Source organism: Haemophilus pittmaniae (genome assembly GCF_900186995.1).
Classification (GTDB): domain Bacteria; phylum Pseudomonadota; class Gammaproteobacteria; order Enterobacterales; family Pasteurellaceae; genus Haemophilus_D; species Haemophilus_D pittmaniae.
Window position 1 is genome coordinate 214324 of sequence record NZ_LT906463.1, and the last position, 25496, is coordinate 239819.

24 protein-coding genes and 1 tRNA gene are annotated in these 25496 nt (G+C 43.1%); 15 read left to right on the forward strand and 10 right to left on the reverse strand.

The features are described 5' to 3' along the window. Positions 1 to 6: 6 nt before the first annotated feature. Together serB and CKV74_RS01010 are read left to right on the forward strand one after the other, a co-directional pair. Positions 7 to 960 (forward strand): phosphoserine phosphatase, encoded by a 954-nt coding sequence (gene serB / locus CKV74_RS01005; protein ID WP_007241789.1) that lies wholly within the window; start codon positions 7 to 9, stop codon positions 958 to 960. A 69-nt stretch (positions 961 to 1029) separates the two neighbouring features. Further along, positions 1030 to 1521 (forward strand): YajQ family cyclic di-GMP-binding protein, encoded by a 492-nt coding sequence (locus CKV74_RS01010; RefSeq protein WP_007241518.1) that lies wholly within the window; start codon positions 1030 to 1032, stop codon positions 1519 to 1521. Positions 1522 to 1722: 201 nt separating this feature from the next. On the opposite strand, the gene CKV74_RS01015 is transcribed toward CKV74_RS01010, so the two are convergent. Continuing rightward, positions 1723 to 1812: transfer RNA gene (locus CKV74_RS01015), tRNA-Ser, on the reverse strand. 125 nt (positions 1813 to 1937) lie between these two features. Between CKV74_RS01015 and dauA the strand changes: the two genes are divergently transcribed. The 5 genes from dauA (at position 1938) to dusC (ending at position 7012) form a co-directional block, all read left to right on the forward strand. After that, a complete protein-coding gene (gene dauA / locus CKV74_RS01020) occupies positions 1938 to 3680 on the forward strand; it encodes a C4-dicarboxylic acid transporter DauA (RefSeq protein WP_095176628.1) in 1743 nt (580 codons plus the stop codon). Positions 3681 to 3757: 77 nt separating this feature from the next. Then, the gene (gene rph, locus CKV74_RS01025; RefSeq protein ID WP_007241793.1) at positions 3758 to 4474 is read left to right on the forward strand and encodes a ribonuclease PH; all 717 of its coding nucleotides are present in this window, start codon (positions 3758 to 3760) and stop codon (positions 4472 to 4474) included. A 9-nt stretch (positions 4475 to 4483) separates the two neighbouring features. Continuing rightward, positions 4484 to 5131: an orotate phosphoribosyltransferase gene (gene pyrE / locus CKV74_RS01030; RefSeq protein ID WP_007241705.1), complete on the forward strand. Its 648-nt coding sequence runs from the start codon at positions 4484 to 4486 to the stop codon at positions 5129 to 5131. A gap of 72 nt (positions 5132 to 5203) precedes the next feature. Further along, on the forward strand, positions 5204 to 6076 hold the full coding sequence (djlA, locus tag CKV74_RS01035; protein ID WP_095176629.1) for a co-chaperone DjlA: 873 nt from the start codon (positions 5204 to 5206) through the stop codon (positions 6074 to 6076). Positions 6077 to 6079: 3 nt separating this feature from the next. Continuing rightward, the gene (dusC, locus tag CKV74_RS01040) at positions 6080 to 7012 is read left to right on the forward strand and encodes a tRNA dihydrouridine(16) synthase DusC (protein WP_007241654.1); all 933 of its coding nucleotides are present in this window, start codon (positions 6080 to 6082) and stop codon (positions 7010 to 7012) included. Between the two features lie 105 nt (positions 7013 to 7117). Here dusC and argH read toward each other — a convergent pair whose 3' ends face one another. After that, positions 7118 to 8491 carry an argininosuccinate lyase gene (argH, locus tag CKV74_RS01045; RefSeq protein ID WP_007241778.1) on the reverse strand — a complete coding sequence of 458 codons (1374 nt, stop codon included), beginning with the start codon at positions 8489 to 8491 and terminating at the stop codon, positions 7118 to 7120. Between the two features lie 224 nt (positions 8492 to 8715). On the opposite strand from argH, the gene rho reads away from it, so the two are divergent. From rho to CKV74_RS01080, 7 genes are all read left to right on the forward strand, one after another. Then, positions 8716 to 9978, forward strand: coding sequence for a transcription termination factor Rho (gene rho, locus CKV74_RS01050; RefSeq protein ID WP_039847727.1), 1263 nt, complete (start codon positions 8716 to 8718; stop codon positions 9976 to 9978). 304 nt (positions 9979 to 10282) lie between these two features. Continuing rightward, a complete protein-coding gene (eno, locus tag CKV74_RS01055; RefSeq protein ID WP_007241616.1) occupies positions 10283 to 11593 on the forward strand; it encodes a phosphopyruvate hydratase in 1311 nt (436 codons plus the stop codon). A 70-nt stretch (positions 11594 to 11663) separates the two neighbouring features. Continuing rightward, entirely contained in the window at positions 11664 to 12302 is a 639-nt protein-coding gene (locus tag CKV74_RS01060; protein WP_095176630.1) for an NUDIX hydrolase N-terminal domain-containing protein, read from the forward strand. Between the two features lie 8 nt (positions 12303 to 12310). Continuing rightward, the gene (locus CKV74_RS01065) at positions 12311 to 12727 is read left to right on the forward strand and encodes a DUF2251 domain-containing protein (protein ID WP_039847726.1); all 417 of its coding nucleotides are present in this window, start codon (positions 12311 to 12313) and stop codon (positions 12725 to 12727) included. A 9-nt stretch (positions 12728 to 12736) separates the two neighbouring features. Next, positions 12737 to 13438 (forward strand): HAD-IA family hydrolase, encoded by a 702-nt coding sequence (locus CKV74_RS01070; RefSeq protein ID WP_007241669.1) that lies wholly within the window; start codon positions 12737 to 12739, stop codon positions 13436 to 13438. 4 nt (positions 13439 to 13442) lie between these two features. Further along, on the forward strand, positions 13443 to 14021 hold the full coding sequence (locus CKV74_RS01075; RefSeq protein ID WP_095176631.1) for a hypothetical protein: 579 nt from the start codon (positions 13443 to 13445) through the stop codon (positions 14019 to 14021). Between the two features lie 2 nt (positions 14022 to 14023). Next, complete coding sequence (locus CKV74_RS01080; RefSeq protein ID WP_007241842.1) at positions 14024 to 15205, forward strand: glutathionylspermidine synthase family protein; 1182 nt, start codon at positions 14024 to 14026, stop codon at positions 15203 to 15205. Between the two features lie 95 nt (positions 15206 to 15300). Here the strand turns inward: CKV74_RS01080 and folB are convergent, their stop codons facing one another. After that, positions 15301 to 15654 (reverse strand): dihydroneopterin aldolase, encoded by a 354-nt coding sequence (folB, locus tag CKV74_RS01085; protein WP_007241780.1) that lies wholly within the window; start codon positions 15652 to 15654, stop codon positions 15301 to 15303. Positions 15655 to 15738: 84 nt separating this feature from the next. Here folB and plsY point away from each other — a divergent pair, with 84 nt between their 5' ends. Continuing rightward, positions 15739 to 16338 carry a glycerol-3-phosphate 1-O-acyltransferase PlsY gene (gene plsY / locus CKV74_RS01090; protein WP_007241666.1) on the forward strand — a complete coding sequence of 200 codons (600 nt, stop codon included), beginning with the start codon at positions 15739 to 15741 and terminating at the stop codon, positions 16336 to 16338. A 167-nt stretch (positions 16339 to 16505) separates the two neighbouring features. On the opposite strand, the gene CKV74_RS01095 is transcribed toward plsY, so the two are convergent. From CKV74_RS01095 to narQ, 7 genes are all read right to left on the reverse strand, one after another. Beyond that, entirely contained in the window at positions 16506 to 19952 is a 3447-nt protein-coding gene (locus CKV74_RS01095) for an acyl-[ACP]--phospholipid O-acyltransferase (RefSeq protein ID WP_007241615.1), read from the reverse strand. Further along, the gene (locus CKV74_RS01100; protein ID WP_007241673.1) at positions 19949 to 20590 is read right to left on the reverse strand and encodes a MerR family transcriptional regulator; all 642 of its coding nucleotides are present in this window, start codon (positions 20588 to 20590) and stop codon (positions 19949 to 19951) included. Before CKV74_RS01100 ends, CKV74_RS01095 begins: the two co-directional genes overlap by 4 nt. A gap of 180 nt (positions 20591 to 20770) precedes the next feature. Continuing rightward, a complete protein-coding gene (rpoH, locus tag CKV74_RS01105) occupies positions 20771 to 21616 on the reverse strand; it encodes an RNA polymerase sigma factor RpoH (RefSeq protein WP_007241757.1) in 846 nt (281 codons plus the stop codon). 147 nt (positions 21617 to 21763) lie between these two features. Then, the gene (locus CKV74_RS01110; protein WP_007241805.1) at positions 21764 to 22075 is read right to left on the reverse strand and encodes a DUF2322 family protein; all 312 of its coding nucleotides are present in this window, start codon (positions 22073 to 22075) and stop codon (positions 21764 to 21766) included. Between the two features lie 23 nt (positions 22076 to 22098). After that, positions 22099 to 22737, reverse strand: coding sequence for a phosphoribosylglycinamide formyltransferase (purN, locus tag CKV74_RS01115; protein ID WP_007241671.1), 639 nt, complete (start codon positions 22735 to 22737; stop codon positions 22099 to 22101). Next, positions 22734 to 23774 (reverse strand): UDP-N-acetylmuramate dehydrogenase, encoded by a 1041-nt coding sequence (gene murB / locus CKV74_RS01120; protein WP_007241642.1) that lies wholly within the window; start codon positions 23772 to 23774, stop codon positions 22734 to 22736. The genes purN and murB overlap by 4 nt, the downstream gene beginning before the upstream one ends. A gap of 11 nt (positions 23775 to 23785) precedes the next feature. Then, positions 23786 to 25489: a nitrate/nitrite two-component system sensor histidine kinase NarQ gene (gene narQ, locus CKV74_RS01125; RefSeq protein ID WP_007241584.1), complete on the reverse strand. Its 1704-nt coding sequence runs from the start codon at positions 25487 to 25489 to the stop codon at positions 23786 to 23788. Positions 25490 to 25496 lie beyond the last annotated feature (7 nt).

Consider the following 25496-nt stretch of genomic DNA (forward strand, 5'->3'; position numbering starts at 1 on the left):
TTTTCTATGCAAACACAAAAACCGACCAATCTCCTGAGCAAAAACACGGCCAAACCTATTGCTTTATTACCCGAACTAGCAGTTCCCCCGACAAACGATCCCTTTATCATTTACGGTACGACTCTCGATGAAACCAAATTACTCGCTTTCGCCCAGCAATGCGGACAAAATTTGCTATTGGTGGATAGCTGGCAGATTGGCGGAAATCAAGTAGCCCTACTAAAAGGCCAATGGCACCCCGAATTACTCTCAGTTGCCCATCAAGCAGGCTTGGATATTGCACCACTAAATTTTGGTGCAACCTTGCAAACACCGGGCTTATTAGTCATGGATATGGATTCGACAGCCATTCAAATCGAATGTATTGATGAAATCGCCAAACTGGCCGGCACCGGTGAACTAGTATCAGCGATCACTGAAAGTGCCATGCGTGGTGAGCTGGATTTTGAGCAAAGTTTGCGTCGTCGGGTTGGCACGCTCAAAGGAGCACCGGAAACTATCTTACAACAGGTGCGGGAAAAATTACCGCTTATGCCGGGCTTAGTCGAAACCATTCAAACCTTACAACAGCATGGTTGGAAAACAGCCATCGCCTCTGGCGGCTTCACCTACTTTGCCGATCATTTAAAAGAACGGCTTAAACTGGATTTTGCGGCATCGAATCAGTTCGAAATTATCGATGGTCTGCTCACCGGCAATGTGCAAGGTGCGGTAGTCGATGCCCAATATAAAGCCAACACCTTATTGCAACTGGCTGAACAATTTCATATTGAACGTTGTAATACCCTCGCCATTGGTGATGGCGCTAACGATTTAGCGATGATGCAGGTAGCCGGCGTAGGCGTTGCTTTCCATGCAAAACCCAAAGTGCAACAACAAGCCCAGATCGTGGTAAACTTTGCCGACTTAACCGCACTTTTATGTATTTTAAGTGCAAATGATCGAATTTCATCTAACTAGAAAATAGTTCGTCCATTATTATTTATTATGATGAGCTTAACCGCTCATCCCAAGCATGAGGAAAAAATTATGCCATCTTTTGACATTGTCTCCGAAATCACTATGCACGAAGTACGCAATGCCGTAGAAAATGCTAATCGCGTATTAAGCACACGCTATGATTTCCGAGGTGTAGAAGCGGTAATCGAATTAAATGAAAAAAGTGAAACGGTGAAAGTCACCACCGAATCCGATTTCCAATTGGAACAATTAATTGAGATCCTGATTGGCGCTTTTGTAAAGCGCGGCATTGAACATAGTTCATTGGATATTCCAACGGAAAGCGAACATCACGGCAAACTGTACACCAAAGAAATCAAATTAAAACAAGGTATTGAAGCCGACATGGCGAAGAAAATTAGCAAATTGGTGAAGGATTCAAAAATCAAAGTTCAAACTCAAATTCAAGGCGAGCAAGTACGTGTCACTGGTAAATCTCGCGACGACTTGCAGGCAGTGATTCAATTGGTAAAAAGCGCAGAATTGGGCCAGCCGTTCCAATTCAATAACTTCCGCGACTAAACACGCCTTCCCTATCCATAAAAAGCCCGCCATTGCGGGCTTTTTATTGCATACCTAATAAAATCAATGACTTAGAATAAGTTTTTAGAAAAACTCTGATTTTCAAGGGGGCGTTTAATCTGATCGATTGCAAAGAAGCGCTGAAAATGAGGAAGGCAAGAAATAAAAAACGACCGCAAATTGCAGTCGTTTAGAATTGGATGGCGGTGAGAGGGGGATTCGAACCCCCGATGCACTTTCGCACATACACGCTTTCCAGGCGTGCTCCTTCAACCACTCGGACATCTCACCGTGTTAAGGTGTGCGCACTATAAGGATTTCGATTACTAGAGTCAAGTTTTTTGCGCTAGAACATAAAAAATTCTCGGACTTTTGATTAGAATGTAGTCTTTTCTTTTCTACTTTGTAGGTTTTTTATGCAACTTAAGGCTCTTTTTTCGAAAAATGTGTTTCTTGCGGTAAAACCGTTTAGTGCATTAAAGGATGCGTTTCGGGCAGGCTATGGCAAACAACAATTGCTCAAAGATATTATCGCCGGCCTCACCGTTGGAATTATCGCAATCCCACTATCCATGGCTCTCGCTATTGCCTCCGGGGTGCCACCACAACATGGCCTATACACGGCAATCGTGGCCGGGATTGCCATTGCCTTATTAGGTGGCTCTCGTTTTAACATCTCCGGTCCAACTGCCGCCTTCGTGGTAATCCTCTATCCGATTACCCAACAATTTGGCATCAGCGGACTCTTTATGGCTACCCTGCTATCAGGGGTAATTTTGCTGTTAATGGCATTGTTCCGTTTAGGACGATTAATTGAATATATTCCGCTTCCCGTCACCCTTGGTTTTACTTGCGGGATCGGAATCACCATCGGTACGCTACAAATTAAGGATTTCTTGGGCTTAAGCATTGAACATATGCCAAGCCATTATATTGGCAAGGTTTCCGCCATCGTACAGGCGTTGCCGACCATCAACTTAGCCGATAGCGCCGTAGGCATACTCACGCTGATAGTTCTCACCCAATGGCATAAATTACGCTTAGCGATCCCCGGTCATCTACCGGCAGTTATTATCGGAACCCTCGCAGCATTGCTGTTAGGACATTTTGGTTTTTCCGTTGCTACTATTGGTTCGGCTTTCCAATACACACTCTCCGATGGCACCATCGGTAATGGTATTCCGAATGTCCTACCGGAATTTGTCTTACCTTGGAATATCCCAAATGCCCAAGGGGAAACCATTCACTGGACCTTTGACCGAATTCAGGCCTTATTGCCAGCCGCCTTTTCGATGGCGGTATTAGGTGCCATCGAGTCCCTGTTATGTGCCGTAGTATTGGATAACATGACCGATACCAAACATCACTCCAATAATGAATTATTGGCACAAGGGTTAGGTAATATTCTCTCGCCATTTTTAGGCGGTATTACGGCTACGGCAGCAATTGCCCGCTCCGCCGCCAATGTCAAATCCGGTGCATTTTCGCCAATTGCCAGTGTAGTGCATGCCTTACTGGTATTATTTGCCCTATTATTCTTTGCCAAAGCACTTTCCTATTTACCACTCTCCTCCATGGCGGCCCTGCTCTTAATGGTCGCTTGGAACATGGCAAACGTGGGGGAAATCATTCGCTTGGCTCGCCGCTCTTCACGTAATGAAATTGCGGTTCTCTTTACCTGTACCATACTTACGGTTATCTTCGATATGGTCATTGCCATTTCCGTTGGTGTGTTATTGGCTAGCTTATTATTTATTCGTTCCATTGCGGAAATGACTAAATCCATTGAGCAAAGCGTACCAGATGATCTGCAGGATGTGTTGGCTTATCGTATTAGTGGCCCGCTCTTCTTTGCCGCAGCAGATAAAGTTTTTGCCGAATTACACGATAAAACCGTACATACTGATCACGAAATCAGACATATTGTCTTACAGTGTGATGCAGTTACCGTTTTGGATACCGGGGGAATTCATGCCTTGACCCACTTCGTGCAACACATGCTGCCACATCAACAACTTTATTTATGTAATATGCAATTCCAGCCTTTACGTATGCTGGTGAAATCCAATAGTGTGAGTGCGCTGCAAAAAATAAACTATGCGACAGATTTAGCGGAAACCTTTGAGAAAATTCGCGAATTCGAACGTATCACTGAATAACATAAAATCAAAAAGTAAAATAGTAAAAGCGTGTTAGAATAAGCACGCTTTTTTTGACTCAAAAACAAGGAATTTCTATGCGTCCAAATAATCGGGCCAATCATCAACCCCGCGAAATTAAAATTACCCGTCACTACACCAAACATGCTGAAGGTTCCGTATTAGTCGAATTTGGTGAAACCAAAGTTTTATGTACTGCCTCCGTAGAAGAAAGCGTGCCACGTTTCTTAAAAGGCCAAAATCAAGGTTGGATTACCGCTGAATATGGCATGTTGCCACGTTCCACCCATAGCCGTATGCAACGTGAAGCCGCCAAAGGTAAACAAGGCGGAAGAACCATGGAAATCCAGCGACTGATCGCCCGCTCATTGCGTGCCATGGTTGATTTAACAGCCCTCGGTGAACGTTCTATCACCCTAGACTGTGATGTTATCCAAGCCGATGGGGGTACCCGTACCGCCTCCATCAGCGGCGCAGCTGTCGCATTAAGCGATGCAATTAACACACTCATCGCCAACGGTAGCTTAAAAGAAAACCCAATTAAGGGATTGGTTTCTGCGATTTCCGTCGGCATCGTTGATGGCGAAGCAGTATGCGATTTGGAGTATGTGGAAGATTCTGCAGCTGAAACCGATATGAACGTAGTAATGATGGAAGATGGCCGTTTTATTGAGGTGCAGGGTACCGCTGAAGGCGAACCATTTGCCCAAGAGGAATTACTACGCTTGTTGGAATTAGCTAAAGGCGGCTGCCAACAAATCTTTGCAGCCCAACACGCCGCATTAGCCGAATAAGGACACACAATGGAAAGTTATAAACACGACTTTATCGAATTTGCCCTCAGCCGCAATGTGCTGAAATTCGGTGAATTCATCTTAAAATCCGGCCGCAAAAGCCCCTATTTTTTCAACGCAGGATTATTTAACCAAGGTGAAGATCTCGCCAAGTTAGGCGAATTTTACGCGGCAGCCGCACAACAAAGCGGACTACAATTTGATGTAATTTTTGGTCCGGCCTATAAAGGCATCCCTATTGCGACAGCCTTTTCCATTGCACTATTTAATCAATTTGGTATCAATAAACCGGTGTGCTTTAACCGCAAAGAAGCCAAGGATCACGGTGAGGGGGGTAACCTTATCGGTAGTCCATTAAAAGGACGCGTGTTATTAGTTGATGATGTAATTACCGCAGGTACTGCGATTCGCGAATCTATGACCTTAATCGAGCAAAATCAGGCTGAACTGGCCGCAGTATTAATCGCCCTCAATCGTCAAGAAAAGGGCAAGGGGGAGTTATCTGCGATTCAAGAGGTCGAACGGGATTATCAATGCCATGTATTGTCTATCGTGGATTTAGATGATTTGTTGCAGTTCATTGAAAATGCCCCACAATATGCTGAACATTTAGCGGCAATGCGCGATTACCGAACAAAATATGGTGTGAATGCTTGATAAATTCCGATTTGTCACCATTTAAAACACTCTCGCTTGGCTAACGGGCATTACGCCCCACAGAGGAAATCAATGCATTTTATCGGAAAAATTTTAGGCGTCTTCATTGGTGCCAAATTCGGCGGTTTTTGGGGTGCCATTATCGGCCTGATTTTAGGTGCCATCGCCGATAAAAAACTGTATGAACTGGGTTCGGTCAATTCTAGTTTTTTCAAACGCAAAACCACCCGTCAGGATCTGTTTCGACAAACAACCTTCGCGGTATTGGGCCATTTGAGTAAATCTAAAGGACATGTTACCGAAGAGGATATTCAACTTGCCAACCAATTAATGGCACAAATGAAACTCGATGATGCTGCCCGCCAATTAGCTCAGGATGCGTTTTGTCGCGGTAAAGAAAGCAATTTTCCAATCCGCCAAGTAATCCGTGAATTTCGTATTGGTTGTGCCCAACGGGCCGATTTGTTACGAATGTTCCTGCATATTCAAGTACAAGCAGCATTTGCCGACTCCCAATTGCATGAAGGCGAAAAGGAAGTACTATTTGTGATCGCCGAAGAGCTTGGGCTTTCGCGTTTTCAGTTCGAACAAATGCTGGCTATGGAGATGGCAGCACGCCAATTTGCCCAAGGCGGTTTCTATCAACAATATCAGCAATATCAGCAACAAGGCGGCTATCAACAATATCAAGGACAATATCAACAAGGTGGTTATCAGCCCCATTCTGGGCCAAGCTTAGACGATGCTTACAAAGTCCTCGGGGTATCAGCAAATGACGACCAAACCGTCGTCAAACGTGCTTATCGTCGCCTGATGAACGAACATCATCCGGATAAGCTGGTAGCGAAAGGATTACCTCCAGAAATGATGGCAATGGCTAAAGAAAAAGCGCAACAAATTCAAGCCGCTTATGACTTAATTTGTAAAGCCAAGGGCTGGAAATAATCCATGCGGGTCATTCTTGCGCCAATGCAGGGCGTGCTCGATCCTTTCGTGCGCGCCCTTTTAACGTCCGTTAATCAATATGATTTGTGTATTAGCGAATTTGTCCGCGTCGTTGATCAACTACTGCCCGATAAGGTGTTTTATCGCCTTTGCCCTGAATTATACAATCAAGGCCACACACCAAGCGGCACCCCGGTACGAGTTCAATTATTGGGCCAGCATCCAGCCTGGTTAGCAGAAAATGCCCTGCGCGCAATTGCGCTAGGATCCCCTGGGATTGATCTGAATTGTGGTTGTCCATCCAAAACCGTAAATGGCAGTGATGGCGGAGCCGCCTTACTCAAACAACCGGAACTCATTTATCGCGCGACTAAAGCCTTACGCGAGGCCGTCCCAGCTGATTTACCGGTGAGTGTCAAAGTGCGCTTAGGTTGGGATTGCGCTTCACAGGCTTTAGAAATTGCCGATGCTGTTGCACAAGGAGGCGCGACAGAAATCGCAGTACATGGCCGCACCAAAACCGATGGTTATCGCGCTGAACGCATTAATTGGCAGAAAATAGGAGAGATCCGGCAACGGCTTCGCATTCCGGTAATTGCCAACGGCGAAATCTGGCATTGGGCTGATGGCCAACGTTGCCAAACCATTAGCGGTTGTGAGGATCTGATGGTGGGGCGCGGTGCGCTTAATATTCCCAATTTAAGCTATGTCTTAAAAGAAAATGCCAGCAAACTACCTTGGCCACAAGTACTACAATTACTCAAACGCTATGCCGCAGTGGAAAATCAATTTGATAGCGGCTTCTATCACATTGCCCGTTGCAAACAATGGTTACGTTATTTGCAAAACGAATACCCGGAAGCGACTGCCCTGTTTGAGCGTATCAAAACCTGCCAAAGCGCTGAACAGTTACGCTTGAAACTGGCAAGCGAATAACAAAAAAGACGGCCAAACCGTCTTTTTTCTATTTTTATCATCTTTATAATAAAATCAATGGCTTAGCATCAATTTTCCGAAAAACTCTGATTTTCAAAGGGGCGTTTAAGCAAAACGCTGTTTGGCTTCGGCAATCGCTTCAGCCACTCTCAATGGTGAGACACCGCCTTTCGCACAGCGTTTGTCCAAACAGGATTGAAGGGAAAGAATATCGTACACATCATCGGAAACCGTTTCGCTAAATTGACGGAATTCCGGAATGGTGAGTTCTTCCAATGCCTTACCTTTACTGATCGCGTATACCACGGTCTCCCCTACGATGTGGTGAGAATCGCGGAATGGTACACCTTTGGCCACCAGATAATCGGCCAATTCGGTCGCGTTGGAATAGCCTTTCAAGGCAGATTCACGGGTACGCTCAACGTTGACTTTTAATTCATCCAACACGAAAGTGGCCATATCAACACAATCCTGCCAGGTATCCAAAGCATCAAAAATACCTTCTTTATCTTCCTGCATATCTTTGTTGTAAGCCAATGGTAAACCTTTTAAGGTCATCAACATGCCGGTTAAAGCGCCCATCACTCGTCCGGCTTTACCACGAATCAATTCGCAAGCATCCGGATTTTTCTTTTGTGGCATTAAGGATGAACCGGAAGTGACGCGATCGGATAACTCCACAAAATTGGCTTCACCGCTGTTAAAAATAATCATATCTTCGGCAAAACGGGAGAGGTGCGCCATACTTAAAGAGGCAGCGGATAGTAGTTCAACAATATGATCGCGATCGGATACGCTATCCAAACTGTTGCGGGTGGCAAAAGCAAAGCCGAGGTCGGCAGCCAATTGTTCACGATCCACCGCATAGGCAGTACCGGCCAATGCTCCGCTACCCAAAGGACAAGTATTCATTCGTTTATAAGCATCACTCAAACGGGAATAATCACGATCCAACATTTCCACATAGGCCATGCACCAATGGGCAAAGGTAATCGGCTGTGCCCGTTGTAAATGGGTATAACCCGGCATCACCGCATCTTGGGTATTTTCTGCGGTTTGCACTAAATGGCGTTGCAAGTTACGGATAGAATCCTGCAACTCTTCCACCCGCTGCTTACACCACATTTTGATATCTAATGCGACTTGGTCGTTACGGCTACGACCGGTATGCAGTTTTTTACCTAAATTGCCGACCTTATCGATCAATTTACTTTCCACCCAACTGTGGATATCTTCGGCATCATCCTGCAAAATGGCCTGTGGATTGGAATGGACTTCGATCAACAATTCATTCAGCGCATGTTCCAGCTGTTCCTGTTCATCAACGCTTAACACGCCGACTTTCACCAAGGCTTTTGACCAGCCAATGGAACCTTCAATATCCTGTTCTGCTAAACGATAATCGAAGCGCAGAGAATCATTAAAATCTTTAAAACGTTTGTCCGCCGCCTGTGTAAAACGGCCTCCCCAAAGAGCCATAAATGTATCCTTAAAATCAATAAATGCGATTATTTAAACAAATATTCTGCATAAATATTCATTTAATGCAAGAGATTTTTTGCTGGCGGCTATTTTACCCGCATTTTTACAACAAAAACTAGACAGTCAAAAAATTTAGTGCTAATTTACGCGCCAATTTTCGGGCTCAGCCCGCCAGTCTCAGTACTCAAGTCTTTTTATATCCCAACAAATATTCATTTATTATGCATTTAACAGAACTTAAAAATACGCCTGTTTCCGATCTCGTGAAACTAGGTGAAGAACAAATGGGTCTTGAAAATTTAGCCCGTCTCCGCAAACAGGACATTGTTTTTGCTATTCTGAAACAACACGCGAAAAGCGGCGAAGATATTTTCGGTGGTGGCGTGTTGGAAATTTTACCGGACGGTTTCGGTTTTTTACGTTCCGCCGATAGCTCCTATTTGGCCGGTCCTGATGATATTTATGTTTCACCAAGCCAAATTCGTCGTTTCAACCTGCAAACCGGGGATAAGATCGAAGGTAAGATTCGCCCACCAAAAGAAGGTGAACGTTATTTTGCCCTATTGAAAGTCGACCAAGTCAATGATGACCGCCCTGAAGTCTCCCGCAGTAAAATCCTTTTTGAAAACCTCACTCCGCTACATGCCAACTCCCGTTTACGGATGGAACGCGGCAACGGCTCAACCGAAGATTTAACCGCCCGTATTTTGGACTTAGCCTCACCTATCGGTAAAGGCCAACGGGGTCTTATCGTGGCACCGCCGAAAGCCGGTAAAACCATGTTGCTACAAAATATTGCACAAAGCATTACTCACAACTACCCGGAATGCGAGCTGATCGTCCTATTGATCGACGAACGTCCGGAAGAAGTGACTGAAATGCAACGTTCGGTAAAAGGCGAAGTGATTGCTTCCACCTTTGATGAACCGGCAACCCGCCACGTACAAGTAGCCGAAATGGTAATCGAAAAAGCCAAACGTTCGGTAGAACACAAAAAAGATGTGGTGATTTTACTCGACTCCATCACCCGCTTAGCGCGCGCCTACAATACAGTAACCCCAGCTTCCGGAAAAATTCTTTCCGGTGGTGTGGATGCCAATGCTCTACACCGTCCAAAACGCTTCTTTGGTGCAGCGCGTAATGTGGAAGAAGGCGGCAGCCTCACCATCATCGCTACCGCATTGGTGGACACTGGCTCTAAAATGGATGAAGTAATTTTCGAAGAATTTAAGGGAACCGGTAATATGGAATTACATCTTTCCCGCAAAATTGCGGAAAAACGTGTCTTCCCGGCAATTGATTTCAATCGTTCCGGTACGCGTAAAGAAGATCTTCTCACCACCCCGGATGAATTACAAAAAATGTGGATCCTCCGCAAAATTCTTAATCCTATGGGTGAAGTGGAAGCCATGGAATTCCTTATCGACAAACTGGCCGTGGCCAAAACCAACGACGAGTTTTTCGAAATTATGAAACGTTCCTAAACATAAACGACTCTCAGCAACGCCGACAGAACCTCACTTTCTGCCGGCGTTTTTTATGAAGCCAGCCAGTAAATTCCATTTTTCTTACACCTCTAATAAAATCAATGACTTAGCCATCATTTTAAGAAAAACCTCTTAAATCGAGGGGGCGTTTTGATAGTAAAAATATAAATTCATTGGCTTTTTTGTGCTAAATCATAGACTCGGCAATTTTCGCAAGACAAGCTGCATAAATTGCTTTATCATAGCGCCGTTTTAGGTTCGCCTAACTAATTTTAATTAACTTTAAACAGAGGAAAACAAAATGGCAAAAATCGTAAAAGTCATTGGTCGTGAAATCATCGACTCTCGTGGTAACCCAACTGTAGAAGCTGAAGTTCATCTTGAAGGTGGCTTCGTTGGTCTTGCAGCTGCTCCATCAGGTGCATCTACCGGTTCTCGTGAAGCATTAGAATTACGTGACGGCGACAAATCCCGTTTCTTAGGTAAAGGTGTATTAAAAGCCGTTGCTGCAGTAAATGGCCCTATCGCTGATGCATTAGTCGGTAAAGAAGCTTCTAACCAAGCTGAAATCGACCAAATCATGATCGATTTAGACGGTACTGAAAACAAATCTAACTTCGGTGCAAACGCAATCTTAGCGGTATCTTTAGCGACAGCAAAAGCAGCTGCAGCATCTAAAGGTTTACCACTTTACGCTTACATCGCTGAACTTAACGGTACTCCAGGCGTTTACTCTATGCCATTACCAATGATGAACATCATCAACGGTGGTGAACACGCAGATAACAACGTTGATATCCAAGAATTCATGATTCAACCAGTTGGTGCGAAAACTTTACGTGAAGCACTTCGTATCGGTGCAGAAGTATTCCACAACCTTGCAAAAGTATTAAAAGCTAAAGGTATGAGCACAGCTGTAGGTGATGAAGGTGGTTTCGCGCCAAACTTAGCCTCTAACGCTGACGCTTTAGCATGTATCAAAGAAGCTGTAGAAAAAGCTGGTTATGTATTAGGTAAAGACGTCACCTTAGCAATGGACTGCGCATCATCTGAGTTCTACAACAAAGAATCCGGCAAATACGAAATGAAAGGCGAAGGCCGTTCATTCACTTCTCAAGAGTTCACTCACTATCTTGAAGAATTAACTAAACAATACCCAATCGTGTCTATCGAAGATGGTCAAGATGAATCTGACTGGGATGGTTTCGCATACCAAACTAAAGTGTTAGGCGATCGCGTTCAATTAGTGGGCGATGACTTATTCGTAACTAACACCAAAATCTTAAAAGAAGGTATCGAAAAAGGTATCGCAAACTCTATCTTAATCAAATTCAACCAAATCGGTTCTTTAACTGAAACTTTAGCGGCAATCAAAATGGCTAAAGATGCAGGTTACACCGCTGTGATCTCTCACCGTTCAGGTGAAACCGAAGATGCGACTATCGCTGATTTAGCGGTTGGTACAGCAGCAGGTCAAATCAAAACTGGTTCTATGAGCCGTTCTGACCGTATTGCGAAATACAACCAATTAATCCGTATCGAAGAAGCATTAGAACGTGCAGGCACACCGGCTCCGTTCTTAGGTTTAAAAGCGGTTAAAGGTCAAGCATAATTCTTGCTTAATTTAATGTAGAATAACACCGCACTTTGCAAAAAGTGCGGTGTTTTTTTAAGGAGTTTTTATGCAGACACAGTCGGACTCACTTCTCACCGAACCTTGGCTATCTTGGGCCATCGAAATTCAAAGCATTGCTCAAAATGGGCTAGCTTATTGCAAAAATATCTATGATATTGAACGCTACGAACGCTTACGCGATCTATCTGCCGAAATGCTCGCTTATAAAACGGCAATACCAAAAGAAACCGTCAAATCACTTTTCTGCAATGAGGCTGGTTATCAACCCCCTAAAATAGACTCGAGAGCGGCCATTTTTCAAGATGATAAAATTTTATTAGTACAAGAAAATGATGGACTTTGGTCACTGCCTGGCGGCTGGATAGATGTACTAGAAACCATTCACAGTAATACGATTAAAGAAGTACGTGAAGAAGCAGGGCTTGATGTTAAGCCTACTTTTATTATTGCTATTCACGAACAGCGTAAACGTAATTTACCACCTTTTGCACATCCTGTACTCAAAACTTTCGTCATGTGCGAACCATTAGGTGGCAAATTTCAACCAAATAGTGAAACCGTTCAATCTGCCTATTTTGCATTGAATGAACTGCCCCCAATGAATAAAGAAAAAAACACCCCTGCACAGATTGAACTTTGCTTTCAAGCACACCATAGTAGTCAATGGACTACACAATTTGATTAGGAAATACCATGTTACATTTAACCCTCGAAGACCAACTTTTTCTCGGTCAACCAAAGCAAGTCGGCACGCACTCCACTGTTCATGATTATCTGGCGGTAATGTTTGAAGATGACGGCGAAACCGGCTATTTTTATGCGTTAGATATGCGCCAAAATGCACAACCGATTGTCGATTGCTTACATGTGTATAATGTCGATAGTACGCGCAACCATCATGAGGCCCGCAAACTGGAAATCTGTTGGGATGAAAGTGGTTATTTAGCCTTATTGCTCATTAACGGCTATCCGCATGCAGTCTTTGATTTTGCTCACTTAATCGGTTACAACACTAATAAACAACCTATGCCGGAATTAATGAGCATGTGGACACACGAAGAAATCAATAATTCATTAGCCGAAAAATGGTTGGGTGTTCCCACCTTATAGGATTCACGTATGAAATTTTATCGCGCGCTTAGCCCTTTTAAAGTCATTAGCTTTGATTTGGATGATACCCTGTACGACAACCGCGATACGATTCGTAACGCAGAAAATCACTTCTTGGATTGCTTACGGAAACAGGCGCTGCTACCGGATTTCTCCAATGAAAATTGGTATGCCCGCAAACAACAGTTTGCCGAAAAACATCCCCTCATTGCAGAAGATGTCTTGGCCTGGCGTGAGCAAACCCTGCAGCAATGGCTGAGCGAGTACAATATCATGCAAGCCGATGTCATTATCTCCGGCCTAATGGCAGAGTTTATTGAATGGCGCCATAAAATTGATGTACCAATGCAAACCTTTCGGGTGTTAGATGTATTGCAACAACGTTATCCCTTAAGCATTATCAGTAACGGCAATGTCATCGCCAAAAGATTAGGGCTCAACCACTTCCAATTAAGCCTGCGAGGTGGCGAGCAAGGGCGCGCGAAACCTCACCGGGAGCTATTTCAGCAAACCGCCGATTACTTCGGCGTAAAACCCCACGAAATTTTACATGTAGGTGATAACCTGTTGACCGATGTGCAAGGGGCTATTGCCGCCGATGCACAAGCGGTATGGATCAACTTGTCGGGCAAAGGGATACAAGCCTTTCCTGAAGCGCGCTTATTACCAACATTAGAAATCAATAACTTAACCGAATTATTACAACTTTAATCCTATGTTTAAAAAGAAAAATCAAATCTTAGTCAGTCTTTCTATCGTCGCTCTGCTTGGTGGCTGTTCGGAAGAGGAAGTACAACGCGATGTTTATAATAGTCTGGAAGACTGCCTAGCTGACTGGAAAGAACCTGAACTGTGCGAACAACAACCGGATCGCGCGACCGATAGCGGTGCTACCTCAAACAACTCTTTAGCTGGTAATTTAAATACCCGCGGCAATACTACCGAGCAAACAGCCAATACCGCGCAGCTATCGAATGATAGCGCTACCAACGGTGAAGAGAATCACAGTAGCGCACAAAATAATGAAGGCAATGGTAGCTTAGGCGCGGCTGTCGCCGGTGCAGCTGCGGGTTATATGATCGCCCGTGCAATGGGCGGCTTTATGGGCCCCGGCTACCATCCCGGTAACCGCGGTGTAACGACCCAGAGTGGCCAAGTAATTCAACCACAAAGCAACCGTTCTGTTGGCAAGCCGGTATTAGTTAAAGGGAATGCCGGTACGGCTAACAGTAAACCGATTACACGTGGCGGCTTTAAAAGTCCAAATAGCAATAATCGCAGTTGGGGGGGTTAAGCATGAAACGACTCAAGCATTTCCCAACTCGTCCAAATATGGAACAACAATTACGTGATGTCGGTTTCGATTATTTTGATCTGCCCTCTTCCGATGGCTCCCATTATTGGTCGGATAATGTGGCCTATGAATTCCGTTTGGAAGAAATCGATCGCATTGAAGATGCCGCCAATGAATTGCATGGCATGTGCATGGACTTCGTCACCGATGAAATCAAGCAGGGCGATTATGCCTACTACCATTTTAACGATTTACAATGCCAACTGATCGAACAATCTTGGCGCAATGGCGAGCTATCGCTATATGGCCGTTTTGACTTTGGCTACAACGGCAATGAGCTCAAATTATTCGAATACAACGCCGACACCCCAACGTCATTACTAGAATCCGCAGTGGTGCAATGGCAATGGTTGGAGCAAATTGAAGGTCTACAACATCGAGACCAATTCAATTGGATCCACGAAGAACTATTAACCCGCTTGCAAATGTTACGCTCACAAAGCGAAGGCAATGATTTCCATTTTTGCGGCATGAACGAAGCCGGCCGTGAAGACTGGGGCAACTTGGATTATTTGGCTGATGTGGCCTATAGCGCGGGTTGGCGCATTCATCAATTAGCCGTGGAAGACATCGGTTATGACAGCGAAAGCAAACAGTTCATGGATCTCAACGATCAGCCAATTAACATGTTGTTTAAGCTCTATCCCTTAGAATGGATGACCCGCACCGATTTTGCACCGCATATCCCCGATAGCCAATGCCATTTCTTTGAGCCTGCTTGGAAATTACTATTAAGTAATAAAGCCTTGTTGGCCAAACTCTGGCAACGCCATCCGAATCATCCGTTGCTTCTACCGGCCTATTTCAATCGTGCGGATATTAGTGATCGACAAAATATTTGGGTCAAAAAGCCATTGCTCGGGCGGGAAGGCGCCAATATTTCCTATTATGAGAAAGGTAACGGCTTAGAATTTGCCGCTAAAGGCAGCGAGCATTCTGCCTTTTACGACAATGCCGGCTATATCTACCAACAGAAATTCGAACTACCAAATTTTGATGGCATGTATCCGGTCTTGGGCGTGTGGATGGTGGGCAACATTGCCTGCGGTATGGGAATTCGTGAGGACTTCACCGCTGTCACCGGTAATGACAGCCACTTCGTTCCCCATTATTTTATTCCTTAAAAAAAAGACAAAGGGGGCAAACGCCCCCTTTAAATCCAAAGTTTTTGCCAAAACAACATGTAAGTTATTGATTTTATTAGGATTGATTTAAAAATCTATCTTTCCCCTAATTCCACCACAACACCAACATTACGCGCTTGAGCCACGGCCTGTGGTTTACTCAAACGTAAACGCAGCCAAGGAATCGAAAATTGCGTCCGCAATTGCTCAGCCACCTCGTAAGCCACTCGCTCAATTAACAAAAAAGGCTTAGATTGCACATAGGCTGTAATAAACTCACTCACTTCTGCATAATTTAAACAATATTGTACATCGTCAGTCAGTGCCGCTTGACGACAATCCCAGGCCATTTCCAGATCAAATACCAGCTTTTGTTTAATTTTTTGTTCCCAGTCATATACGCCAATTTGTGCAAATACCGTTAAACCTTCAATAAATACCGTATCCATAAAGCAATTCCTTAAAATTTGGGTAGGCGTATGCTACCAAGTTTGGGTAGAATAACGAACACCTTTTTGCCGATGGAGTCGCCAATGAGCTTATTCGCCCTTTGTTATATGATTTTTGCCTATTTACTAGGCTCTATTTCCAGTGCCATTTTAATCTGCAAAGCGGCTGGTTTGCCCGATCCGCGCGAGAATGGTTCACACAATCCGGGGGCAACCAATGTGCTGCGTATCGGCGGTCATTGGGCCGCGCTGGCGGTATTACTATTCGATATTCTCAAGGGCATGTTGCCGGTATGGCTCGGTTATTATTTAGGGCTAACCCAGTTTGAATTAGGAATGGTGGCATTAGGTGCCTGCTTGGGACATATTTTCCCGATTTATTTTCGTTTCAAAGGTGGCAAGGGCGTAGCTACTGCATTTGGGGCGATAGCGCCAATCGGTTGGTCGGTCGCCAGCACTATGTTTGGTACCTGGCTGTTGGTCTTCTTGTTAAGTGGTTACTCTTCACTCAGTGCGGTAATTACTGCGCTGCTGGTGCCGTTTTATGTTTGGTGGTTTAAACCCGAATTTACGTTTCCCGTTGCGTTAGTCTGTTGTTTGTTGATCTATCGTCACCATGAAAATATTCAACGACTCTGGCGCGGTCAAGAAGATAAAATGTGGTCAAAATTTAAGAAAAAATAGATTTTTAAATCAATCCTAATAAAATCAATAACTTACATATTGTTTTAGCAAAAACGTTTAATTTTAAAGGGGCGTTTGGCGGTTGCCGAAAAACTTCCCGTATTGAAGCCATAAAAAAAGTGCGGTCCTATGAGAGCGCACTTTTTATTTATCTGGCTATGCGTAACTTACAGCAAACTCATTGCTAAATGCTTCGCGCCTTTGAAATCAACTTTGCCGCTTCCTAGCATCGGGATTTCGTCCACCAAGAAGACTTGGCTCGGGAGCATAATCGGCGGTACATTCAGTCCTTTAATGCGCTCATTAATTTCCTCCAAGGAAAGCGCAGACTTGATTAAAAGTACAATGCTCTCGCCTTTCTTGTCATCGCTTACTGCCACCGCAACGAACTGATTTTCCTCATCAAATACTTGTGAAAGTTTTTCTTCCACGCTACCAAGGCTGATCATTTCACCGCCCACTTTAGCAAATCGGGAATAGCGATCCACAATGGTAATAAAGCCGTTATGATCGATATGCCCTTTATCACCGGTTTTGTAGTAACGTACCCCGTCAAGTTCTACAATCACATCAGCCGTTTTCTCTGGATCATTCAGATAACCTTTCATTACCTGTCCGCCACCAATTAAGATCAAACCATCTTCACCCACCGGTAATTCCTGCAAGCTTTCCGGATCTACAATTTTAATAATGGTACCAGGCAATGGTAGGCCAACTGTACCCTGTTGATTAAAGGTAAATTCTTTTAGGGTTTCCGGATCGAGCAAGTTAGGCATATTCACACTGGCCACCGGCGCCGTTTCGGTCGCACCATAACCTTCGTAAATTTCCACTCCAAATTTCAGCTTGAAGGCTTCTTTTACATCCGCTTTCAATTTTTCGGCACCAGCAATCACCATACGCACGCTTTGCAACATCAATGGATGGAATTTTTTATTGCGCACATACAATCTAAAGAACGTTGAAGTACCAAATAAAATGCTCACATTATGACGCGCACACATTTTTCCTACGGTTGCACCATCGGTCGGATCCGCCACACTCACCATTTTAATCCCTTCACATAATGGCAATAGGGTTGTTACCGTTAAGCCGAAGGAATGGAAAATTGGTAAGGAATTCAAAATTACATCATCTTTGTGGAAATTTAATAATTCACCGATCTGTTTAATGTTTGTCAGTAAGTTTTTATGGCTTAATTCAATACCTTTCGGGTCACCTTCACTACCACTACTAAATAAGATAGTCGCGGTATCTTCCAAACGTACCTCTGCGAAATAACAGAATTTGAGCCACCATTGCGGAGCAAAAAATGCTGTTAAGAATGCACGTACTTTTTGCGATTGGCTAATAGACTTACCTAGTTTTTCCATAAACAACGCTTTATCTGCAACCACTTGGCTAAAATCAAAGCCCTTCGCATTTAATTTCTCTAAGAATTTTTCAGAGGTTATGACTTGTGAAATATTGGCTTTTTTCAAGGCTTTTGCCATTACTTCAGGACTTAATGTGTAATTTAAATTCACTGGCACTTTGCCCATTACCATCAAGGTCATATTGATGATCGCACCGATGGCTGAGCTTGGTAACAATACGCCAACGTTTTTTTCATTACCTAAAACTGCTTTCAAGGTTTTCGTAAACATCAATACCGCTGCAATAAATTTCAGGTTATTCAGTTTAGTACCTTGAGCATCCACCACTGCTTCTTTGAATAAATTCGATTTTGCTGAGTTCAACCAATGATGCATCAGCGGTTTACGTTTACTCATGACTTTTTCCCATACGGAGAAAGAAAGTTCAAGTACTTTTTGTTTCATTGCCGAAGCATCAATAAAGCTATGAATCGGTTTACCAAATGCCACTAAAATTTCCCGTTTACCTTGGCGTTTGGTTAAATTTTTATAGAAAGAATCTGCACGGGAGAAACTGCTGCCCCATAATCCACGCAAATAGAAAGGAACCGTCGTTACATTCTCTAAGTCTTTTAGTACATGCTCAAAACCTTTTTGAAATTCATTGATTTGGCCGTTATAGCTAATATGACCTTCTGGGAATAAAGCAACCACTTCACCTCGAGCTAAATATTCGCGAATGGTTTCGATAGATTCACGACTTGAGCCTCCACCAATTGGGATCACTTTGAAAATACGGAAGAACCAAGTGAGATACCATTTGTTGTAAATCGGACGATACATGACAAATTTAATAGCTCGCGGGCTAGCTGCCTGTAATACTAGCCAGTCAATCCAACTAATATGATTGCCCAGTAATAAAACACCACCACTTTGCGGAAGATTCTTTAACCCATCCACATGAAAACGATAATTCGCTTTTAGAGCAAAGAGTAAGAATAAACGGGTAAATAAATGCGGCAGTTTCCACATGGCATACAAACTCGCAGCAAAACACACTGCGGAAATCGCTAAGAACAAACCGTAAATTGAAACACTGAGCTGCACAAACAAAATGCTTAGTAATAAAAAGGCAACCATAAACACATTTTGTACAAAGTTATTACCGGCCATGATTTTGCCGCTAATTTTTTCTGGTGCGAAATATTGGATGGTCGCGTTCAAGGGTACGATAAATAATCCACCTGAAAAACCAAAAGCAAAGGAACAAAATACTAATATCCAATCACTTTGTGCTACGGTTAAGAAAAATAATGAAGCACAGATCCCCAATGCACCAATAGGAACAATGCCTAACTCAATATGTAAACGAGAGGCACGTCCGGCAAGATATGATCCCACAACCAATCCTACACCGCTCACGGCTAAAATTGCTTGAATCACAATCGCATTATCGGCATTAAACATCGCTTTATAATACGCAGGAAAGGCCGCTAAAACGATTTGTGATACGCCCCAAAACAAACTTAGACCAATAACACTCAACCAAATATTTTGATCAGCTTTTAAAGTACGCACATTGTCTTTTAAATATCCTAAAGAAAGGTATTTTTTCATTTCAAAATACGCGTCAGTATCTTCAGTTTGTTGCGCAAAGAACGGAATCTTAAATGCAAAATAAGCCTCTAAAGAACTCAATATGACTAATGCAACACCAATAACCCAAACACTTTGTAATACCTCATTAGGATCATTAGATGCCACATAATGCGCTTCAAAAAAGAAAGAAAAAGTGAAAGAACTAAACAGTATTGCCACGATTGTGAGGGCTTGAATTACACCGTTTGCCATGCCGATATTTTCGGTACCGACAATCGATTTAATAATGCTATATTTAGCCGGCGAATAAACAGCACTTTGTGCTGCTAAGATCAGAGTTAGCACAAAGGAAACGGCGAACATCCCCGCCATATAACTCAGTAAAATCCCAAAACTAATAGCTACTGCAGCCAAACTGCTATAACGAATGACATTGGTTCGGGAAAATTTATCGTTAATAAATGCCGAAGGTGAAAATAAGAAAATAAATGGTAATAAAATCATCGCATTAATTAATGCCGTCAAAACCACCAAGCTTTCTCCGGAAAAACTTTTCAGTAATACATTCTGAATGGTAATTTTATGCGCCAAATCAACACTGGCATTAATAAAAGCAATAGCTAAATAAGGCACAAAGCCGGCATGTTTTAAGAGTTTCATTTAGCACTCTCCGCTTGATAAAGATTAAAAGTTTGCATATTCAAAATATAAGGTTTAAGCACCAACAATAAATCAAATAAATGTTTTAATTTTTCATCCTTTTGTTCGCTGTTGGCTAATGCGGCTAAGGTTACGTTCACTTCCTGTGTTGCTAATATTTTCGCTGCATTTAAATAGGCTTTCACTACAGTCATTTCGGCCGCATCACAACGCGCCAAAATAGTCAAAATATCCCGTTCTTTTGCAGTAAAAACACCTTCGCGCGGATTCAATAATCCTTCGGCCACCATTTCATCTAGCTGTTTGTTTGAAAGGTTAAATTCCGCACATAATTGCTCGACTGAAAATACTTCATTTTCGGCTCCCATAATTATGCCCAATAAGCCAATAAGGCTTTCATAAGGGCTATTCCAATCAAAGTGTGGATGAGCAAAAAGAGTTTTAATTTGTGAAATCGTCGCATTGAAATTACTTTGTAGGTATTTGATAAAACCGAGTAATTTCACACAATGTTCATCATACAAATGAAAATTCGGCTTATCTTTAACCGGCTCCGGTAATAAACCTTCTTTCACGTAATACAACACCGTGGACTTTGGCGTATGACTAAGTTTGACCAAATCGTTCATTTTTAACATAAGGTTTTCCCTCTAGATTAATTTGTGGTGCATTTTAGCCAATAAAACAAAAAAAGCAAATAGTGAAACTTTACACTTTATAAATAATTGCAAAAAAAGTAACAATATAAATTAGGGTATTTATAGAATTGAGATACAAAAAAACCCGCAAATGCGGGTTTTTTTAGAAATCTGGAATAATTAGAAAATTACTGAATTTTTTAATTTCTTCAATGCATTAGCTTCGAGCTGACGCACACGTTCAGCAGAAATATTATATTTTGCAGCCAAATCATGCAGAGTAGCCTTGTTCTCATCATCTAACCAACGGGCTTCAATAATATCCCGGCTACGCTCATCTAAATTCGCTAATGCTGTTGTCAATTGTTCGGTTGCTTGATTTTCAAAGTTCTCACTTTCCAACTCTGCAGCAAAATTAGAACTTTTATCCTCCAAATAAAGAGAAGGCGCATAGCTTTCTTCTTCACTATCCGTTGGTAAATCAAAACCGACATCGGCACCGGTCATACGGGATTCCATTTCAATGACATCTTCTTTGGATACGCCTAATTCATTCGCAACCATATCCACTTCGTTTTCATTGAACCACCCCAAACGTTGTTTGGTTTTACGCAAATTAAAGAATAGCTTACGTTGCGCTTTAGTTGTCGCAACTTTTACGATCCGCCAGTTACGCAAAACGTACTCGTGAATCTCAGCCTTGATCCAATGCACGGCAAAAGAAACCAAACGGACACCGACTTCCGGATTAAAACGTTTCACCGCTTTCATTAAACCGATATTGCCTTCCTGAATTAAATCAGCCTGTGGCAGACCATAACCTGAATAACCGCGGGCAACATGAATCACAAAGCGCAAGTGAGACAAGATCAATGCTTTTGCCGCGTCCAAATCGCCTTGATAATATAAACGTTCGGAGAGCTCTTTTTCCTCTTCGGCGGTTAGCATTGGATACTCATTCGCCGCGCGAATGTAACCTTCTAAATTGCCTTGCGGAACCAACATCATCTGTGCTTCTTTGTTCATCTTTATCCTTAATCTTATCGATACGGCTCTAAATAAGAGCGCTGTTATAACATAATCGGCGCTAATTCGCTAACACCGACAACATTAACGATACTATAGACAGGTTTTACCAATTAAAAGTTCAATTGTTTGATATAAATCTTTATCTTATTTTAATCTTCTTAAGCGATATTGCAAGTTTTGCGCAATCACCTTCAATAACAAATCAATATTTGGGTGCTTGCCTGGGTTAGCTTTCGCATCGACAGTATGTTCAGCAAACCAGATTAATCCTTGTTCGGCACTTTGTCTATCCAACTTTTCAGCAAATTGTTCAGCCAACGCATTGTATACCCGTAAAGAGCCTAATTTCCCCTCAACCGCTGGAATTTGATGAATAACTTTGTCCGAATCAAGTACCTCAATCCCTCGTAACCCTTTAATTGTTGGCAACATTGAGAGAATTTCATTAAATGTCATATGATTTCCTTACATTATTTCAATTATTCATCGGCATAACCGCTAGGTGGAAGCAATCGCCCATCCAAATAAGCCCTATCCTGTTCCATATGCAATCGTCCGCTCACAAACCATTGTACAACCAAAGGATAAATATGTAATTCCTGCTCTTTAACCCGAGCTTCTACATCCACCACCTCATCATCCGCAAAAATTGGTACTCTCGCCTGCAAGATAACCGCCCCACTATCCAATTCTGGCGTCACGAAATGTACAGTTGTACCATGCTCGGAATCCCCTGCCTGCATGGCTTGTTGATAAGTATTTAAGCCCTTATATTTAGGCAACAATGAAGGATGAATATTAAGAATACGACCGGCAAATCGCTCAACGAACGGCTGGCTTAAAATTTTCATATACCCCGCCAACACAATTAAATCTGCGCCAATTTCCGCGATAAAATCCCCAATAGCTTTATCCATGGCTTGATTATCGGAATAATTTGAGCGCTCAAATAATGCCGTTGGAATATCCGCCTCTCGCGCCCGAATTAAACCATAAGCATCAGCTCTATTACTAATGACCGCGGCAATTTTCCCATCAATCGCGCCGCGCTGGCAGGCATCAATTAACGCCTGCAAATTAGCCCCCTGTCCGGAGAGCAAAACTACAATTTTCTTCATAATGCGAGTCCACCACTTATTACAGCGACTGCATCCACTTCTCCCGTTTGGCCAATAAAGCGCACTTCGGGTTCTAAAGCTACCGCAAATTTATCCCATACAGCGGCGCGAACATAAGCGGCTAAGGCTGCTACATCAGCACCCGTGGCATTGCCTAAGTTTACTAACACCAAAGCCTGTTGGCGATGAACTGCGGCACCTCCGATTTGATGGCCTTTAAGTCCACATTGATCAATTAACCATCCAGCTGCTAGTTTTACCCGTCCATCGGCTTGTGGAAAATTCGGAACATTTGGTGATAATTGCGCAATTGCCGCAAATTGCTCTGCGGAAACTAACGGATTCTTAAAGAAACTGCCAGCATTTCCCAATTCGTCAGGATTTGGCAGTTTAGCCCGACGAATACTGCAAACTTCGTCAAACACAGCCAAGGCAGTAACTTGTTGTGGATCACATTCTTTTAACGAGCCATATTGCAACACAGGCTGCCAATTTTTAGCTAATTTCAAACCCACTGCAATAATCGCATATCCATGCGCATAATCCCGTTTGAAAATGCTATCGCGGTAACCGAAATGGCACTCCTCTTTGGTTAAGCGAAATTGTCTGCCCGATGCCAACTCCAATACATCAACGTAATCGCACACATCCTTAAATTCTACGCCATACGCACCAATATTCTGAATTGGTGCCGAACCGGCGACACCGGGAATTAATGCCAAATTCTCTAAACCATAAATATCCTGTTGCAAACTCCATTGCACCAATTGATGCCAATTTTCTCCGGCCGCAACATGTAAATAATGAAAATCAGCATCTGCGCGTTGTTCAATACCTTTTAACGCATTAATGATTACTACACCTTGAAAATCCTGCAAAAACAGCATATTGCTGCCCTGCCCTAATAAAAGCACCGGTAAATTTTGTGCTTTTGCCTCAAGCCAGGCTTCGCGTAACATAGCAACACTATCGGCCGACACAATTTTTTGCGCCGAAACCGGCAAATGAAAAGTATGAAAAGGTTGTAAATTTTGCATCGTTAAAATCCCTAAAATAATGTCGGTGGCAGCGTGATCTTGACACAGGTTCCACCACCTTGAGGGCGAAAAATGGATAATTGGGCATTTAGCTGATGGCTACGCTCCTGCATGATATTCAAACCATAGTGACCTTCCGGCTCATCCAAACTTGGAATACCAACACCATCATCCTGCACCAAGATTTCATATTCACCATCCTGGTTAATGTGTGCAATCACAGTAATCTTCGTTCCCTGTGAGTGTTTAATCGCATTCAACGTCGCTTCCCGAACAATCTGCAATAAATGCACTAATTGCTGCGGATTTAAGCTACGTGACGGTAAATTGCATTCTACGCTCATTTGTAGCTGGGTCTGTGGCCGTAAGGAATCAATTACTTGCTCCAAGGCGACCTGCAAATTAGCCTCCTGCACGGTGAGACGGAATGTTGCTAACAACTCTCTTAGTTGAGAATAACCGTCTGATAATGCCTGCTCAAATTCATTGATAATGGCTTGGCTTTTTGCCTTCGCCTCAACACCATCCTTATTTAGATTAACCTTTAATAACACCAACTGAATTTGTAAGAAAGATAACACCTGGGCTAAGGAGTCATGCAGTTCCCGGGCAATAATCGAACGTTCTTCCATCAATAGAAGTTGTTCCTGTTGGCGTTGATTTTTATGGAAATATAGGGCGCGTGACATCATTTGCGCAACATTCTGCATCATGCGCGGATCCGGACAAGGAAAACCGGCCTGCCAAGAAAGTACTGCCAAATTTTCATTTTCTACGGTTAACTCTTCTACTTGTAGGCTCTGATTTGGCTGTTTCTCACCGAAACTGATTTCCCAATGCTCGGCTCCGAGAATTTCAAGTTCGATGTAGCGTAAATGCTCGCTTACCCGGATATGATTCAGTACTTGGCTAAGAATTTTATCGGTAATGTTATTCGTGGTAAGTAATTGTGAGCTTTGATAAAGCGTGGATAACGAACGGTTATTTTGGCGCAATTTTTGCGTCTGCTCGTTTACCGCATCTTCCAAACGCAAATAACGCTTACCTAATTCCGAAGACATTTGGGTGAATACTTTAGCCAAAATACCCAATTCATTATTGCTCTCAGTATCCAACGGAATATGGCTAAACTGCCGCATCTGCACCTGCATACTCGCTTTAGTCAGCAACTCTAAGGGTTTTACCACCTCGCGTTGCATGTACCAAATCACATAAGACACCATCAATACAATCAATAGCATCGATAACACCGAAGCCCATAACGCAATATTCCACTTCAATTCAGCAAAATGTTGCAATTCCATCACGAAATCATCAACATCCTGCACATAATCCCCCAGCTCTTCGCTATAAGCCGTTTGTTTTCCCATTTCCGCATAATCGGCCATGATATTCCAACGGGCACGCACCCGCCGATAAGTATCTTTCACTTCAATCGGTACAAAAAAGCTTTCAGGAATAGAGGTGAGAACCGGTGAATTGAGGCTTTTCTCATAATGTTGCAAATTTCGCTGCACGCTAGAGGGATCTTTTTCCATTTCATACAGCAAACGGTAACTTTGCATCCGCAAAGAACCGGAAATATTGATAGACTCCGCATCATTCTTATTACTTGCCATCGTCAACAGACTCAATGAGCTGATAATGCCGACAAAAATAATGATCACAAAAAGATATTTGGCAATGCGGGTAGTAACGGAACGTTTGGTATGCACGGTAGCT